Below are 13,845 nucleotides of genomic sequence, written 5' to 3'. Positions count from 1 at the left end.
ACGGGGTGGTGGAGCTGCGCCTCAGGTGGGGCGGGGATTCACCACGGCGGCCGGTATCCGGTGGTGATCTTGTCTCCCGTGTGGCGCCACTTCGGCTCCTTGTCCACGGTGTTGGTCGTGAGCGACCTGAGTCGGCGGATCACCGCCCCGTAGGCGCCGCTGGCCGTGACGGACAACTTCGCACCCGGAGGCTCGTCCATGAACGGCATGAACTTGTCGGGGAACCCGGGCATGGTGCAGGCGATGCAGATGCCGCCGACGTTCGGACAGCCGCCGATGCCGTTCATCCAGCCCCGCTTGGGCACGTTGCACTTGACGACCGGTCCCCAACAGCCCAGCTTCACCAGGCACTTGGGTGAGTCGTAGGTGGTCGCGAACTCGCCCTGCTCGTAGTAGCCCGCGCGGTCGCAGCCCTCGTGCACGGTGGCGCCGAACAGCCAGGACGGGCGCAGCTTGTCGTCGAGCGGGATCATCGGGGCCGAGCCGGCCGCCTGGTAGAGCAGGTACGTCAGCGTCTCGGCGAAGTTGTCGGGCTGGATGGGGCAGCCCGGGACGCACACGATGGGGATGCCCGCGTGCGACGTCCAGTCCCAGCCGAGGTAGTCGGGTACGCCCATCGCGCCGGTCGGGTTGCCCGCCATGGCGTGGATGCCGCCGTACGTGGCACAGGTGCCGATCGCCACGACGGCGAGCGCCTTGGGTGCGAGCCGGTCGATCCACTCGCTGGTCGTGATCGGCTGGCCGGTCTCGGGGTTGTCGCCGAAGCCGCACCAGTAGCCCTCGGGCTTGATCGACTCGTTGGGGATGGACCCCTCGACGACCAGCACGAACGGATCGATCTCGCCCCGCTCTCCCTTGAAGAACCACTCGATGAACGTGTCCGCGCCGCCGACCGGACCGCATTCGAAGTCGATGAGGGGCCAGTGGACGGCGATCTTGGGCAGACCCGGCAGATCGCTGAGCGCGATCTGTTCGATGCTCGGCTGCATGGCCGCCGTCAGCGCGACGGAGTCGCCGTCGCAGCTCAGCCCGGCATTGATCCAGAGGACGTGGATCGTGGGCGTCTCGTCGGCGGGCGCACCACCGGCGTTCGTCGCGCCGGCCGTACTGGGTGTCGCCGCTGTCATGGGACCGCCTCCTCGGGGAGGTGAGGGACAAAAGCCTATATTTCGACCATCAGCTCTCTTGGTACCAGTCATCCGGCCGACGCGAGAGGTCATCCAGGGCCGTTCCAGTGACGTGCGCCCTCGTGGACCGGTCCGCTCCCGCCGCCGTCCTCGCGGCCATGGTCACCGCGAGGCCGAGGTGCGGCGGGGTGGACTCCGGTCGTCGCTTGTGGACGAACGCGCGGCGCAGTGCGTGATAGGAGGCGTCCGGGTCGTCGAAGGTGCGGCGCATCCTGCTCAGCTCCCGCTCCCGGAAGGCGGCCAGGGGCTCGCCGCACTCCTGGCGTTCCAGTTCGGCCTTCTTCGCGGCGATCCGGGACGGTGATCCCGGCAGCGCCGCCAGCCGGACCGCGAGGCGGCCGACCTCGGCGGCGAAGTCCCCGGGGCCGCAGTCGACCACCCGGTCGACGAGCCCGAGGTCGCGGGCGCTCGCCGCGCTCATCGGCAGGGCCTCGCCCAGCAGCCGGTCGGCCGTCGCCGCACCCACGCGGCGCGGCAGGGTGTACGTCCAGTACTCCGAGCCGTACAGGCCCATGAGCCGGTAGTGCGGGTTGAGTACGGCGCCGGCACGGCACCAGACCTCGTCGGCCGCGAGGGCGAGCATCATCCCGCCCGCCGCGGCGTTGCCCGCGACCGCGGCGACCACGAGACGGTCGGTGGTGGTCAGCACCGCCTCGACGAGGTCGTCGATGGCGTTGATGTTGGCCCAGGACTCGGCGGCGGGATCCTCGGCGGCCTCGATGACGTTGAGGTGGATTCCGTTGGAGAAGAAGTCCCGCTGCCCGCCCAGCACCAGCACCGAGGTGGGCCGCGCGCACGCCTGTCGGTAGGCGTCGAGCAGGCGTCGGCACTGCGTGGTGCTCATCGCGCCGCCCGGGAACGAGAACGAGAGGACTCCGACGCTCCCCTCCTCCCGGTACCCGATGTCCCTCCAGGTGTGCCGGCGCGGATCCGCGCAGTCCGGTGCGGCGAGCTCCGGCAGGGACGGCAGCCGGTCGCCGAGGGCCTGTACGGCGGGCAGTCTGTACGTGGGCGGCTGTCCCGGAGCGCGCCTGCGCCGCAGCTCGGGGATCCACACGGCGCCGTCCGTCGTGGCCCGGCAGATCGCGCCGGCCCGGGTGGCCAGCAACTCCCCCGGGGCGCCGCGCAGGCCGCCCTCGCGGTGGCCGCCGTGCAGGTACCACTCGGCGCCGCACAGCACGTCCAGCACGCCGGGCTGCGAGTCCGCCGCGCGCAACTTGCGCAGGACGGTCTCCGTGGAGTCGGCGTCCCAGTCGATGCGCCGGACGCTCTGGTCGAGGTACGGGCGGATGCGCACCGGGGTGTATTCGGCATGGGCCGGGCCCTGTGGGCGCGGGATGTGGGTCCCGCCGGCGACGCGTTCCACGGCGAGCAGGACGGCCGTGAGCGCGGCGTCGGCGATCTCGCCCCGGTACAGGTCGCTCTTGCTCACCGGCGGGACCACGCAGTCGACGGAGGCCCAGACGTCCCCGGCGTCCATGTCGTCGACCGCCTGAAGGACCGTCACCCCCCATCGGTCGGCACCCCGCTGGATCGCCCAGTCCAGCGAGGACGGCCCCCGGTCCCCGAAGGGCCCCGGGTGGACGATGAAGCACGGGTACGCGGCCCACACCTCGCGGGGGATCGCCGTCTTCAGCATCGGCGCGAGCACGAGGTCCGGCGCGTGCCGTCGGACGGCCTCGGCCAACGGGCGCTCGGGCAGCGCGAGTTCCACCGCGACCGTGTGCCCGCGGTCGCGCAGTTCGACGTGGACGCGCTGGGTGAGGCTGTTGAAGGCGCTGGCCACGAGCAGGATGTGCACGGCGAGCTCCGGCGGCGGACGGTGCGGGCGGCGACGCCCCGGTCGACTGCGATGCTCGGACACGCCGGACCGCCGGGCCCCGACGACAGGCTGAGGGGTCACCCGAAAGCGGACGCCTACCCGCCACCCGGCGGCCCCGCGGCCCGGGCCTGGTCCGAGCGGCAGGCCCTGAGCGGGTCGGGCGAAGTCCGCCGCGGTTCGACAGCGCCCTGAAGGGGCGCGGGGGACTGCGCGACCAGCCACGAGGGCACCGCAGACGACCGACGGCACATCCCGGCACTTCCAGCGGAGCGCTCAGGTGCGGTACGTCGTCTCGTCGAAGTCGGCGGGCAGACCGCTCCCGGTCAGGTCCCAGGCCCAGAGTCCGACGAACGCGCCGGTGAACCCGAGGGCGCGGATCCGCTCGCCCTCCATCTCCTCGGCGTGTTCGTCGGAGAGCACGGTCGCGTCGAGTGTCCGGCCGAGGGGACGCCAGCCGGCGCCCGTGTCGTAGCGGAAGCGCAGGGCGGATCCGTCGAGGTCGAGACCGAGGCGCAGCCGCGTGGTGTCGCCGAGGGGTTCCCCGCCCGCTTCGTCGACGGTGAGCCCGCCCCGGTCGCAGGCCGCCACGCGCAGCACCGCACGCCCCTCGTCGTCCGCGGTGACATGCAGGAAGTACCAGTTGCGGGTGTTGTAGTACGCGGTGATCCCGGCCAGTTGCTGGAAGGTCCGGGGCCGGTACTCCATCGTGGCCTCGAACGCGCAGCACGCGGCGGTCACCCGGCGTGCCACCAGGCTGGGGGCGATGAGGCTCTGCGGGGAGCGGCCGCCGCTCAGCCGCAGGTGGGAGGCGCGGTCGGTCAGCGACAGCCAGTCGGAGGCCGGGGGCCGGCGCAGTGTGGACCACTGGGGTCCCAGCACCGGCCGGTCGAAGCCGTCGGAAGCCGCCGGGTCCCCCAGGTCGTCGTGGTCGTCCGGGCGTGGGCCCGTGCCGTCGGCAAGTGGGTCGGGGGCCGGTATCTCCAGGGCGGGCAGGCCGCCGGGGGTGCGCGGCCATCCGTCCGGGGTCCAGGTGACGGGTGCCAGCGCGGTCTCGCGGCCCAGGACGCACGGTCCGTGCCGTGTGTACGGCCGGGCGACGAGGTAGGCGAGGTACGACAGGCCGCCGGGGGTGTCCACCAGGCTGCCGTGCCCGGCCTTCTGGAGGGGCAGGTCCGGGTGGTGGCGGGCGGTGATCAGGGGGCCCGCGGGATCGCGTTCGTAGGGGCCGGTCAGGGTGCGCGAGCGGGCGACGGTGACCTGGTGGTCGTAGCCCGTGCCGCCGTCCGCGGTCAGCAGGTAGTACCAGGGGCCGCGGCGGTAGAGGTTGGGGCCCTCGATCCAGCCGGCCCCGGGCGGCAGCACGACGGGGTCGGGCTCGCCGACCAGGCGACGCGTGGCCCGGTCGTAGCGGGTCGCCTCCAGGCCGGCCGAGCCGCCATGGCCCGGGCGCCAGTCGTGGACCAGGTTCACCAGCCGGCTGTCGGCGCCGTCGTGGAAGAGGGAGGCGTCGAAACCGCGCGCGTGCAGCGGCACCGGGTCGGACCAGGGCCCGTCGATCGACTCCGCGGTGACCAGGTGATTGGGGCTGTCGGTGAAGCCGCCCGCGTACGTCGACACATTGCTGTACACGAGGTGGAACAAGCCGTCGGCGTGGCTGAGGTTCGGCGCCCACACCCCGCCGGAGTCGGGACACCCGGTCAGGTCCAGCAAGCGGGTGCTGTCCAGGGCGCCGCCCAGGGGCCGCCAGTGCACGAGGTCCCTGGAATGGTGCAGCCGTACCCCCGGACACCACTCGAACGTCGAGGTCGCCAGGTAGAAATCGGCTCCCACGCGGAGGATGGACGGGTCCGGATGCGAGCCGGCCAGGACCGGGTTCCGGACGACCTGCGCGGTCCGCTGCCGCATGCGTCTCCTTCGACGGGCGATGATCGAGAGCGGGTGATGATCGAGAGCGGGTGATCGAAGACGACCGTAGTGTCGAACATGTTCGCAGGCAACGGTGGTTCCGCCGCCGGCGGCCCGTCCACACCGAAGGGATCGGAATCGATGAACGACGTCACGACCGAGAACCAGGTCCGCTCGCTGAAGGAGTCCGTCGGGCGGTACGGCATCTGGAGCATGGGCCTGCGCTCGGAGGATCCGCAGGGGCGTGGCGAGCGCGCCGAGGCAGCCGCCGAGCTGGAACAACTCGGCTTCGGCGCGGCCTGGTTGGGCGGCAGCGGCACCGCGCGGAACGCGGCACCGCTCCTCGCGGCGACCGAACGGCTCGTCGTGGGGACCAGCATCCAGAGCATCTGGACGCAGGACACCTTCGCGAGCGCGGCGGGCTTCGCGGAGCTGGAGACGGCCCATCTCGGCCGCTTCGTGCTCGGCCTCGGGGTGAGCCACGCGAAGACGGCGGACCAGTACCGTCGCCCCTTCGCGAGCATGGTCGCGTATCTGGGCGAGCTGGACGCGAAGGGAGTGCCCGCGGGACGCCGGATGCTCGCCGCCCTCGGCCCGAAGATGCTGGAGCTCTCACGGGACCGCGCCGCCGGGGCGCTCCCCTACCTCGTGACGCCGGAGCACACCGCACAGGCCCGCGAGATCTTGGGCGAAGTCCCGCTGCTGGCACCGGAGTTCAAGGTCGTCCTGGAGACGGACCCGGACCGCGCCCGCACTCTCGCCCGGGGCGTCCTCGCCTTCTATCTGTCGCTGCCGAACTACACCAACAGCTTTCTGCGGCTGGGCTTCGCCGAGTCCGACTTCGCGGACGGCGGCAGCGACCGCCTCGTGGACGCGATGTTCGCCTGGGGCGACGAGGACCGTATCCGCGCCCGTGTCGAGGCCTTCCACGCGGCGGGCGCCGACCATGTGGCGCTCCAGGTGGTGACCGGACAGACCCCCGACTCCCTCCCGCGCGAGGAGTGGCGCCGACTGGCGGGCATCCTGCTCTGACTATCCCCCCCCCCGTGTTTCCAGGTCCTCGCCGGCCCCTCCGTGGTGGCTCACATGGTGTAACGCGCTACACCATCGATCCGGGGGGCCGGTCCCTCGTGGCGGCGGGCGGGCGACGGGATCGTTGACGGCAGAGATCGCTACGGACGTGCGCGTCCCCTGCCGAAGGAAAATCCCGTGAAGTCACTGCTCGCCGCCGTGCGGTCGTTCGTCGCCAACCTGCTGCTCTGGTCGTCCTTCGTGGGCGGCCTCGCAGCGAGTTCCGCCTCCGGCGCCGTCCTCGACGGCACGCAGAAGGACGTGGCCACGTACGCCGGTATCGGCGTGTCACTGGTGGCCGGCTCACGCATCGCGAAGAAGCCGAAGATCAAGGCGTTCCTGTCGACGCCGCCGGTGCTGTGGTTCCTGTTCCTGTTCAACGGCGCTGTGGCCGCGGTCTGCTACTTCACCATGGACGGTGTGAAGGGGATCATGGCCGCCGTCGGCATGGGTCTGGTCTCGCTGGGCGCCGCCGGCGGCCTCGTCGCCGGCCGCCGGAAGAAGCCGGTCCAGGCGGTCGACCAGCCCTGGTACTGACCGGCCGGCCCACTCCGTTTCCGCTGCTCCCTCGCCCCGTCACGCCCGCATTCCTCTGAAGGGACCCTTCCATGCCCGCCCACCGCCGACGTGGACGCCGCGTCGCCACCCTCGCCACCACCCTGGCCGCCGTCGCCCTGGCCGCCGGGCTCGCCACCGGCTGCGACGGCGTCGACAACTCACTGGACTGCCTGCAGAACGCCGACACGATCGCCGACAGCCTCAAGGCGATCAACGAGGCCGGCCTGGACGCGGCGAAGGATCCCACCCGGACCGACAAGTCCATCGAGACCATCGACAAGAACCTCGACAGGATCGGCGACAAGACGGACGACGGCAAGGTCGACAAGGCGGTCGACAAGCTCGACAAGGCCGTCGCCGACTACAACAAAGCCATCCTGAACGGCGACACGAACCCGGACGCCGGCAAGATCAATGACGCGGCCGACGAGCTGAAGACCGCCTGCACGTCGTGACGTCAGGTGCGGCGTGCGGCCCACACCCTGCGCTCGGTGCGCACACTCAGGTCGATGCGGCGCAGGATGCTGTGCGGGCTGCCGGTGTCGAGCAACCGGTCGAGAGCGGCCAGGTCCTCGGCCGTCAGGGCGGATGCGACGCCGCCGCGCATGCGGCGCAGACTGCTGAGTGCGTAGCGGCCTGCCGCGTCGGTGCGGGGCGGGCCGATGTCGACGGTGACGGTGCGCTCGTCTTCGACGGTGAAGCCGGCCTGTGTCAGCTTGGTTCCCCAGTCGGCGCCGCGGTGGGGAACCTGCTCGGCGTGATGGTGGTCGAGTGCGGCATGGCAGCGCTCCTCCAGACCGGGAGCGTCCTCCGGGGCGTCTTCGGGCAGGAACCGGGGGAAGCCGGCCGGCTCGACGACGGCGAACAGCCCGCCCGGTGCCACCAGGTCGTGGACCTGGCGCAGGGTGCGGTCGGGGTCGGGCATGTGGTGCATGGAAGCCGATGCCCAGACCAGCTCCGGCGTACCGAGTTCGGGCCACGCCGTCCCGTCGAGGTCGGCCCGCACGATGCGCACGCGGTCGGCCGCACCGACTGCGGCCGCTTTCTCCCGCAGACGGTTCAGGTGGGCGGCCGACAGGTCGACAGCCGTCAACTCCGCCTCGGGAAAACGCTCGAGCAGAGCGAGGGTGCCGGCTCCGGTCCCACAGCCCAGATCCACGATGCGGCGGGGACTGGTCCCGATGGGCAGCCAGGCGGTGATGGACGCGATGTGTTCGGCGAGCACTTCCGCGTCCAGGTCGAGGATCTCCACCTGATCGCCTGCATCGTGCTCGTGCTCGTGCTCGTGCTCGTGCTCGTGCTCGTGCTCGTGGACATGGTGCGTGCCGTGGGGCGCTGTGTGCGGGGAGGGGTGGTTCATGCGCCCACGCTAAGCGTGCCGTCCGCGGGTGCCCTGGCGGGTTGCTGAATGCGCAAGACGATGGCCTGCTGGGCTGCGGAACACGCAAACGGTCACGCTGACGGGCGGTTCGCTTTCCCGACGTCGTCGCCACGCTGGTGCCCGCGGCGGGCGTCGCGGTCGAAGATGCCCAGGATCTCGCACGGCCCGCCCTCGGCGCCGATGGCGTGCGGGAGCATCGTGGGGAACTCCGCCGCCTGGTTGGTCTCGATCCGCAAGCGCCGATTGCCCAGAAGCAGGCTCGCGGTGCCGGAGAGGACGACGAGCCATTCGCGGCCCGGGTGGGCGCGCATGCGCGAGGGGTTGTCGGGCGGCGGGTCGGTCATGCGCTGGCGTACGACGGTCATGCCGGGTTCCGCCTTGATGGGCCAGCGCATCAGCCCGTGGGCCGCGTCGATCATCGGGTGGGAGACGACGTCGTCCGCGGCGGTCTCGACCAGTTGGTCGAGGGTGGTGTCCAGGGCGCGGGCGAGGGTGACGAGCTGGTCCAGCGCCAGGCGGCGCCTGCCGTTCTCGATGCGGCTGAGCGTGGACTGGCTGACCCGGGCGCGGGCGGCCAGTTCCTCCAGGGACCAGCCCTGGGCCACGCGCAGGGCGCGGATGCGTTTGCGTACCAGGCTGTCCAGCTCACCGTCGTCTTGCGCCATGGGCAACATCGTATGCCTTTACGGCAAGGTGCGGTCAGCGTCGTACGCGGTGGAGGACCCCGCCACCAGGGCGGGGTCCTCCACCATGCCGGTCGAGCCGCCGTACGGCTATACGGTCAGCGGCGGAACAGGATCAACGGCGGCCGTCGTGGCGCCCGCCGAGGTCATGACGCCCGCCGACGTCCTGACGACCACCGAGGTCATGGCGGCCACCGACGTCACGACGGTCACCTACGTCGTGACGCCCACCGACATCACGACGGTCACCTACGTCGTGACGCCCACCGACATCACGACGGTCACCGAAGTCGTGGCGCTCGCCGACATCATGGCGCCCACCAACGTCGTGACGGCCACCGACGTCATGACGCCCACCAGCGTCGTGACGCCCACCGACGTCACGGCGGCCATCGTGCTCGCCGCGGTACTCGCCACCACGCTCACCCCGGTGCTCACCGGCACGCCCGCCGCGGTACTCGACTCCGCGCTCGCCCCGGTAGCCGCCGTCACGGATTCCGAGGTGACGGGCGCCCCAGGAGAGGGTGTCGACCAGGCGGCCGTGCTCGTCGCGCAGGGCGGCCGTGTCGGAGCGGTCGCCCCACACGGAGGTGCGGCGGTCCTGGTAGAGGTCGCGGGAGGTGTCGCGGCCCATGCCGGTGTGGACACGGACGACGGAGCGGCCGTCCAGCCGGTAGTGGTGGAAGGTGTACGTGTGACCGTCACGGTCCGACAGCGTCCAGCCGCTCAGGTTCACCGCACGGCGGGCGCCGTTGGTGACCTCCACCCACTCGCTGTTGAGCGACCGGTTGGAGCGGACCCCGTGGCCCACGAGGCCGTGCTGCACGTCGGCGATGCGCACGGCGGCCCGGCGATCCGTGTGGTCGGCCGCGGACGCCGGCAGCGTCGCCGCGCCGGACACCGCCACCACCGTCAACGTGGCTGCGGCGAGACGACGAACGGTCACAAACGCAGAAGCGGACACAAAGCCCTCCTACTGGGTGCTGGCATCCCGCGGCCGTCCTACGCGGTCCGTTCCGGGGTGCGTGTGCGGGTGTGCGGCCTGCTGGCCGACGCGCACACATTGCACTCACCCCTCGATGATTCGGGCGATACATGAGCCCTGTTACCTATCAGCCATATTTCCGTGACACTCGGATGTAACGTCCATTTATGTCCTGAATGCAACGATTTGTCGTTTCGCCAGGCGGCTTTCCCTTGCGGGCACACGCCTCGGACGGGTCCATGTGACGCCCCGCCCCTCCATGCTCGACCCGGCCGTCACCCGAAAGTGGATCACGGCCCCGGGGGCGTCCTGGCCCAACGGACAGGTTTGCACTGTGCTTCCCAGGTCAGGCGTAGTGGTAGAGCGCAGAGGAGAGAGGCATGTGTGCGGAGCACCGGACGAACTCCCCAGACACCAGGACCGTTACCGGCCGACTGCGTTCACCCGGACCGCGCAGCCCGGCCGAGGTGCGCGAGGCGGTCAGGCACGCGCTCGGAGAGGACGTACGACGGTCCGGCGGGCACGACGGCGCGGGCGATGCCGTCGCCGTCGGCGACGCCCTGCTCGTCGCCTCGGAACTCACCACCAACGCGATACTGCACGGCGGCGGTGTCACCGAGTTCGAGGTGATGCTGGGCGACCGGGAAATACGCCTGTCGGTGAGCGACCACAGCCGGGAACTGCCCACACCGGCAGAGCACCCCGACGAACCGGGATCCATGAGGATCGGAGGCCATGGCTGGCCGATCATCTGCCGCCTCGCCCGCGACATCACCATCGCGGAGCTCCGCGCCGGCGGCAAGCGCATCACGGCCGTCGTACCGCTCTCACCGCACTAGAACGGGGATCACCGGGGCTGGGGCCTGTCCTGCGGATCACGCCGTGAGGGTCTGGCGGAGTGTGCCGGTCGCGGAGGGTGCACCGCGCACGACGGGTCGCACCGGGTACGTGGTCTTCGCCGGATCCACCACCGGGTCGCCCAGCTCGATCCGGCCTGTCGCGTGCAGCGCGTCGCACTCGTCCGTGGGCAGAGCCACGTAACAACCACCGCGCCCGGAACCGGGACTGAGGGGCTGCCAGTAGCCGTACCTCCGCCGCCCGTTGGCATGCACGGTGAGGCAGACGGGAACGCGCTGGACGGTGATCAGACGCAGCACCTCGGCACCGCCGGGGCCGAGCGGAGCGGGCGTGCGCGGGAGGGATCGGAGCATCGTCAGCGGTCTCCGTCCAGGGCTCGCGGCTCGGCACGGCGTCGGAGAGCGGGCGTCATGTGCGGGCGGCCTTTCGACGGACGGGTTCGATCGCGTACCGCCGGGAGCGGTGGCGTTCTCGCTGCTCAGCATTGTTGCGTAGGGCACTGACAATGCGGTCGGGGTTGCTTCGGGGTCTGTGCGCGAGGGGCAGCGGGGGCGCGGCGGTCGCGAGCGTCCTGCTCGCCCTGGACGAAGGGGTCGCCGGCGGGGTCGTAGGGTCCCGCGTGGACGGCGAGCGTCCCGGTGACCCGCTCCCACTCCTCGGCCTCCGCCCGTGCGACGACCGCGCCCCGGCCGGTGAGCGAACCGCCGCGAGCCGCCTTCCGGGCGGTGGCCGGCGCGGACCTCGCCTCGTGGTGGCACATTCCCGTGGCCGAGCGGCGTACCCGCGCCCGGGCGGCACGCTCTTCGTCGGAGGGCTCCGGCACGTCGTCACCCGTGTCGTCGACAGGACCGTACGTGCGGTGCTGCTCCAGGCTCACTGCTCCACCTCGTTCGGGTACGTGGGCTGATGTGTCCTTCGGCAGTCCCGTGTGCCCCGGTCACGCGAACCGACACCGGCCGGCGGCGAAGAAGCGCTCACCAGGGCAGAAAGGCATGCACATCCTTGCCGTCGGGCCGCACCACCACGCTCACCTGGTGACAGAGCGCGTGCAGGAGGTGCCAGCCGATTCCGCCCGCGCCGTGCGCCGGGTCGACGCGGCGCGGCGCGGGCGGCGTCGTGCTGCTGTCGCGGAGCGTGACATGCACGCCGTCGAAGGTGGGGCGGATCCGGAGTTCGAAGGGGCCGGGGGCGTACTGGACCGTGTTGGCCGCCAGTTCCGTCACCACCAGCAGGATGTCGTCCCAGTGCTCGGCCGCTCCGGGCGGTGACGTCCGCGCGAGTGCGCACAGATAGTCGTCCGCCATGAGGCGGGCGTCGGTCACGTCGCGCAGCTGTCCGGGAAAGGTGCTGGTGAGGCACGGGGGCTCATCGCCCGGCACCTTCTCGTCCCCGTTCGGGTCGCTTTCCATCGCGCCTCCCCGGTCTCGTCGGCGGGATGTCCTGCTCCACCTCGCCCCACGCGCCTTCGCACAGGGTGTCCGCGCACCGCCCGGGCGTCTCCCACCCTTCGCGACCCGCGTGCCTACGATCCGGTGTCCCGGGACCTGCGGGCGACCGTACGCCGCCTCAGCGCGCGCCGTTCGGTCTCGCTCGTACCGCCCCAGACGCCGATGGTCTGCCCCGTTTCGAGCGCCCAGCTCAGGCACTCCTCACGGACGGGGCAGGGTCGGCAGACGGCCTTGGCCTCCTCGATCTGAGGCAGCGCGGGGCCTGTGCTGCCGATGGGGAAGAACAGATCGGGGTCGACGTTCCGGCAGACCGCGGACTCGCGCCAGTCGTTCATGGGGGGCCTCCTGTGATCGCGATGGTCTTGCGCGATCTGTTGTTCGTGGGACTTCGGTCCTCCTCCGGGTCACCCTTGATCGCACCTGCGAAACAGACGGTTTCGCGGGGACAGCACGGTTTGAACGAGGAACGCCGGGGACAGCCGTGTACGGGCACGGCGCCCCCGCACGCCCGTCCGGCGCGGCGGGGACGCCCGAGTGGCAAAATGGGACCGCGGATGAGCGTCGGCGGCGCTTCGACGAACAAGCAGGTGACACATGTCGCACGAGCCCGGCGAGGTCTGGGAGCAGTTCGCCGTCGCGCTGGCGGAAATGGCGCGGGATCTGCTGGCCCAGGACACGGTCCAGGGCACACTGGACCGTGTCGTGGAGCATGCGACGGTTCTGATCAACGGCTGTGACGACGCCGGCGTCCTCACCGTGCGGCGAGGCGAGGTGCGTCCTCTGGCGGCGACGAGCGACGTGGTGCGACAGGCGGACCGGATCCAGCAGGATCTGCGGGAAGGCCCGTGCTTCGACGCCGTGACCGACCGTCAGCAGATCTACACCATCGAGGACTTGAGCCGGCCGCATGAGCGCTGGTCCCACTTCGCCCCCGAGCTGAGAAGGCTGGGCATGGGGAGCGTGATGGGCTTCCTCCTCTTCACCGAGGACGACGAGCTCGGGGCCCTCAACCTGTACTCCCGCCGGCCGCGCACCTTCGACGAGGCCGCTCAGCGGGCCGGCTGGATCCTCGCCTCGCACGCGGCCGTGGCCTTCTCCGCGGCCCGTACGCATCAGCAGCTCGGTGACGCCCTGGAGACCCGTCACGAGATCGGCGAGGCCATGGGCATCCTCATGGAGCGCTACGCGCTGACCGAGGACGCGGCGTTCAAGCTGCTCAAGAAGGCGTCCCAGGACCACAACATCAAACTGCGAGAGATCGCCCGTCGTATCTGCGAAACCGGCGAAAAGCCCAGCTGACCGCTCCGGTCGCCACGGGCGGCGATCAAGAACGAACGGCCCGGCGCAGACCGTCGAAACAGCCGCCGACCTGCTGTGACTTCGGCCACCCCCTCTTGCCCCGGCAAAGAAGGCATACCTAAGTTTCGTCTCATGGCCCCACATAACCCCCCGCCTCCCGACGACACCCCCGCGCTGGTCGACTTCTCCGTCGACCTCAGCGCACAGGAGGTGCAACGACAGGCCCAGGTCCTGGCCGCTCTCGGCCCCGACTGGGACCCGATGGAGGTCATGCGCGGCGAGGAAGCCGCGTACGACCTGCTGTACTCCGGTCTCGACGAGGAGCAGCAGCGCCTGTACGACGACCTGGTCGCGGCCGGCGTGCTGCCCCCGCGCGGAGGCGGCCATGCTGCCGCTTGACCCGCAGGCGGACCGCGGGCGCCGTGCCTGGGTGAGCTGTCCGAACTGCAACGACAGTCGCGGCTGCGCACCGTGCGAGGAGCGGCGCACCTGCTCCGAGCACTGGCGCTATCTGCTGTCCAACACCGGCAGCCTGCTCCACCTTCAGTGCCCGTCGTGCACGCACGTGTGGGTCCACGAGAGCGGCTTCGGTGCCACCCGCTCCCTGTGGAACCGCCTCACGAGCGGCCGCCCTGACCCTCGCTGACC

17 protein-coding genes are annotated in these 13,845 nt (G+C 71.2%); 7 read left to right on the top strand and 10 right to left on the bottom strand.

Annotation, left to right across the window (positions count from 1 at the left end; all coding sequences use genetic code 11):
* Window positions 1-38 precede the first annotated feature (38 nt).
* The 3 genes from ACZ69M_RS10840 to ACZ69M_RS10830 form a co-directional block, all read right to left on the bottom strand.
* A complete protein-coding gene (locus ACZ69M_RS10840; RefSeq protein ID WP_470048634.1) occupies window positions 39-1,127 on the bottom strand; it encodes an NADH-quinone oxidoreductase subunit B family protein in 1,089 nt (362 codons plus the stop codon).
* Between the two features lie 49 nt (window positions 1,128-1,176).
* Window positions 1,177-2,988, bottom strand: coding sequence for an enoyl-CoA hydratase-related protein (locus tag ACZ69M_RS10835; protein ID WP_470048632.1), 1,812 nt, complete (start codon window positions 2,986-2,988; stop codon window positions 1,177-1,179).
* 294 nt (window positions 2,989-3,282) lie between these two features.
* A complete protein-coding gene (locus tag ACZ69M_RS10830) occupies window positions 3,283-4,914 on the bottom strand; it encodes a glycoside hydrolase family 43 protein (RefSeq protein ID WP_470048630.1) in 1,632 nt (543 codons plus the stop codon).
* Window positions 4,915-5,055: 141 nt separating this feature from the next.
* On the opposite strand from ACZ69M_RS10830, the gene ACZ69M_RS10825 reads away from it, so the two are divergent.
* The 3 genes from ACZ69M_RS10825 to ACZ69M_RS10815 all read left to right on the top strand — a co-directional run bounded on the left by ACZ69M_RS10825 (window position 5,056) and on the right by ACZ69M_RS10815 (window position 6,998).
* Window positions 5,056-5,946, top strand: a complete 891-nt coding sequence (locus tag ACZ69M_RS10825; protein ID WP_470048628.1) for an LLM class F420-dependent oxidoreductase — start codon at window positions 5,056-5,058, stop codon at window positions 5,944-5,946.
* A 177-nt stretch (window positions 5,947-6,123) separates the two neighbouring features.
* Complete coding sequence (locus tag ACZ69M_RS10820) at window positions 6,124-6,522, top strand: hypothetical protein (RefSeq protein WP_470048626.1); 399 nt, start codon at window positions 6,124-6,126, stop codon at window positions 6,520-6,522.
* Window positions 6,523-6,593: 71 nt separating this feature from the next.
* Window positions 6,594-6,998 (top strand): hypothetical protein, encoded by a 405-nt coding sequence (locus ACZ69M_RS10815; RefSeq protein ID WP_470048624.1) that lies wholly within the window; start codon window positions 6,594-6,596, stop codon window positions 6,996-6,998.
* A 2-nt stretch (window positions 6,999-7,000) separates the two neighbouring features.
* Here ACZ69M_RS10815 and ACZ69M_RS10810 read toward each other — a convergent pair whose 3' ends face one another.
* From ACZ69M_RS10810 to ACZ69M_RS10800, 3 genes are all read right to left on the bottom strand, one after another.
* On the bottom strand, window positions 7,001-7,903 hold the full coding sequence (locus ACZ69M_RS10810) for a class I SAM-dependent methyltransferase (protein ID WP_470048622.1): 903 nt from the start codon (window positions 7,901-7,903) through the stop codon (window positions 7,001-7,003).
* Between the two features lie 92 nt (window positions 7,904-7,995).
* The gene (locus tag ACZ69M_RS10805; protein WP_470048620.1) at window positions 7,996-8,589 is read right to left on the bottom strand and encodes a helix-turn-helix domain-containing protein; all 594 of its coding nucleotides are present in this window, start codon (window positions 8,587-8,589) and stop codon (window positions 7,996-7,998) included.
* 133 nt (window positions 8,590-8,722) lie between these two features.
* Window positions 8,723-9,343: a lamin tail domain-containing protein gene (locus ACZ69M_RS10800; RefSeq protein WP_470049327.1), complete on the bottom strand. Its 621-nt coding sequence runs from the start codon at window positions 9,341-9,343 to the stop codon at window positions 8,723-8,725.
* Window positions 9,344-9,972: 629 nt separating this feature from the next.
* Between ACZ69M_RS10800 and ACZ69M_RS10795 the strand changes: the two genes are divergently transcribed.
* Window positions 9,973-10,431 carry an ATP-binding protein gene (locus tag ACZ69M_RS10795; RefSeq protein WP_470048618.1) on the top strand — a complete coding sequence of 153 codons (459 nt, stop codon included), beginning with the start codon at window positions 9,973-9,975 and terminating at the stop codon, window positions 10,429-10,431.
* 36 nt (window positions 10,432-10,467) lie between these two features.
* On the opposite strand, the gene ACZ69M_RS10790 is transcribed toward ACZ69M_RS10795, so the two are convergent.
* The 4 genes from ACZ69M_RS10790 to ACZ69M_RS10775 form a co-directional block, all read right to left on the bottom strand.
* Complete coding sequence (locus ACZ69M_RS10790; protein WP_470048616.1) at window positions 10,468-10,803, bottom strand: hypothetical protein; 336 nt, start codon at window positions 10,801-10,803, stop codon at window positions 10,468-10,470.
* 125 nt (window positions 10,804-10,928) lie between these two features.
* Window positions 10,929-11,327 (bottom strand): hypothetical protein, encoded by a 399-nt coding sequence (locus ACZ69M_RS10785; RefSeq protein ID WP_470048614.1) that lies wholly within the window; start codon window positions 11,325-11,327, stop codon window positions 10,929-10,931.
* Between the two features lie 97 nt (window positions 11,328-11,424).
* Window positions 11,425-11,859, bottom strand: coding sequence for an ATP-binding protein (locus ACZ69M_RS10780; protein ID WP_470048612.1), 435 nt, complete (start codon window positions 11,857-11,859; stop codon window positions 11,425-11,427).
* A gap of 113 nt (window positions 11,860-11,972) precedes the next feature.
* A complete protein-coding gene (locus ACZ69M_RS10775) occupies window positions 11,973-12,233 on the bottom strand; it encodes a WhiB family transcriptional regulator (RefSeq protein ID WP_470048610.1) in 261 nt (86 codons plus the stop codon).
* Between the two features lie 259 nt (window positions 12,234-12,492).
* Here ACZ69M_RS10775 and ACZ69M_RS10770 point away from each other — a divergent pair, with 259 nt between their 5' ends.
* The 3 genes from ACZ69M_RS10770 to ACZ69M_RS10760 all read left to right on the top strand — a co-directional run bounded on the left by ACZ69M_RS10770 (window position 12,493) and on the right by ACZ69M_RS10760 (window position 13,843).
* Window positions 12,493-13,197 carry a GAF and ANTAR domain-containing protein gene (locus tag ACZ69M_RS10770; RefSeq protein WP_470048608.1) on the top strand — a complete coding sequence of 235 codons (705 nt, stop codon included), beginning with the start codon at window positions 12,493-12,495 and terminating at the stop codon, window positions 13,195-13,197.
* Window positions 13,198-13,329: 132 nt separating this feature from the next.
* Complete coding sequence (locus ACZ69M_RS10765; protein WP_470048606.1) at window positions 13,330-13,596, top strand: DUF6400 family protein; 267 nt, start codon at window positions 13,330-13,332, stop codon at window positions 13,594-13,596.
* Window positions 13,583-13,843 (top strand): hypothetical protein, encoded by a 261-nt coding sequence (locus tag ACZ69M_RS10760; protein ID WP_470048604.1) that lies wholly within the window; start codon window positions 13,583-13,585, stop codon window positions 13,841-13,843. The genes ACZ69M_RS10765 and ACZ69M_RS10760 overlap by 14 nt, the downstream gene beginning before the upstream one ends.
* The last annotated feature ends 2 nt before the right edge of the window (window positions 13,844-13,845 follow it).

This window comes from Streptomyces sp. NPDC107454 (assembly GCF_055582885.1).
This window is presented reverse-complemented; position numbering and strand designations above follow the sequence as displayed.

Coding starts and splice junctions, on each gene's coding strand:
- ACZ69M_RS10775 (WP_470048610.1), bottom strand. CDS start 12,233: ATGAACGACTGGCGCGAGTCCGCGGTCTGCCGGAACGTCGACCCCGAT.
- ACZ69M_RS10810 (WP_470048622.1), bottom strand. CDS start 7,903: ATGAACCACCCCTCCCCGCACACAGCGCCCCACGGCACGCACCATGTC.
- ACZ69M_RS10830 (WP_470048630.1), bottom strand. CDS start 4,914: ATGCGGCAGCGGACCGCGCAGGTCGTCCGGAACCCGGTCCTGGCCGGC.
- ACZ69M_RS10765 (WP_470048606.1), top strand. CDS start 13,330: ATGGCCCCACATAACCCCCCGCCTCCCGACGACACCCCCGCGCTGGTC.
- ACZ69M_RS10790 (WP_470048616.1), bottom strand. CDS start 10,803: ATGCTCCGATCCCTCCCGCGCACGCCCGCTCCGCTCGGCCCCGGCGGT.
- ACZ69M_RS10815 (WP_470048624.1), top strand. CDS start 6,594: ATGCCCGCCCACCGCCGACGTGGACGCCGCGTCGCCACCCTCGCCACC.
- ACZ69M_RS10840 (WP_470048634.1), bottom strand. CDS start 1,127: ATGACAGCGGCGACACCCAGTACGGCCGGCGCGACGAACGCCGGTGGT.
- ACZ69M_RS10805 (WP_470048620.1), bottom strand. CDS start 8,589: ATGGCGCAAGACGACGGTGAGCTGGACAGCCTGGTACGCAAACGCATC.
- ACZ69M_RS10770 (WP_470048608.1), top strand. CDS start 12,493: ATGTCGCACGAGCCCGGCGAGGTCTGGGAGCAGTTCGCCGTCGCGCTG.
- ACZ69M_RS10795 (WP_470048618.1), top strand. CDS start 9,973: ATGTGTGCGGAGCACCGGACGAACTCCCCAGACACCAGGACCGTTACC.
- ACZ69M_RS10780 (WP_470048612.1), bottom strand. CDS start 11,859: ATGGAAAGCGACCCGAACGGGGACGAGAAGGTGCCGGGCGATGAGCCC.
- ACZ69M_RS10760 (WP_470048604.1), top strand. CDS start 13,583: ATGCTGCCGCTTGACCCGCAGGCGGACCGCGGGCGCCGTGCCTGGGTG.
- ACZ69M_RS10825 (WP_470048628.1), top strand. CDS start 5,056: ATGAACGACGTCACGACCGAGAACCAGGTCCGCTCGCTGAAGGAGTCC.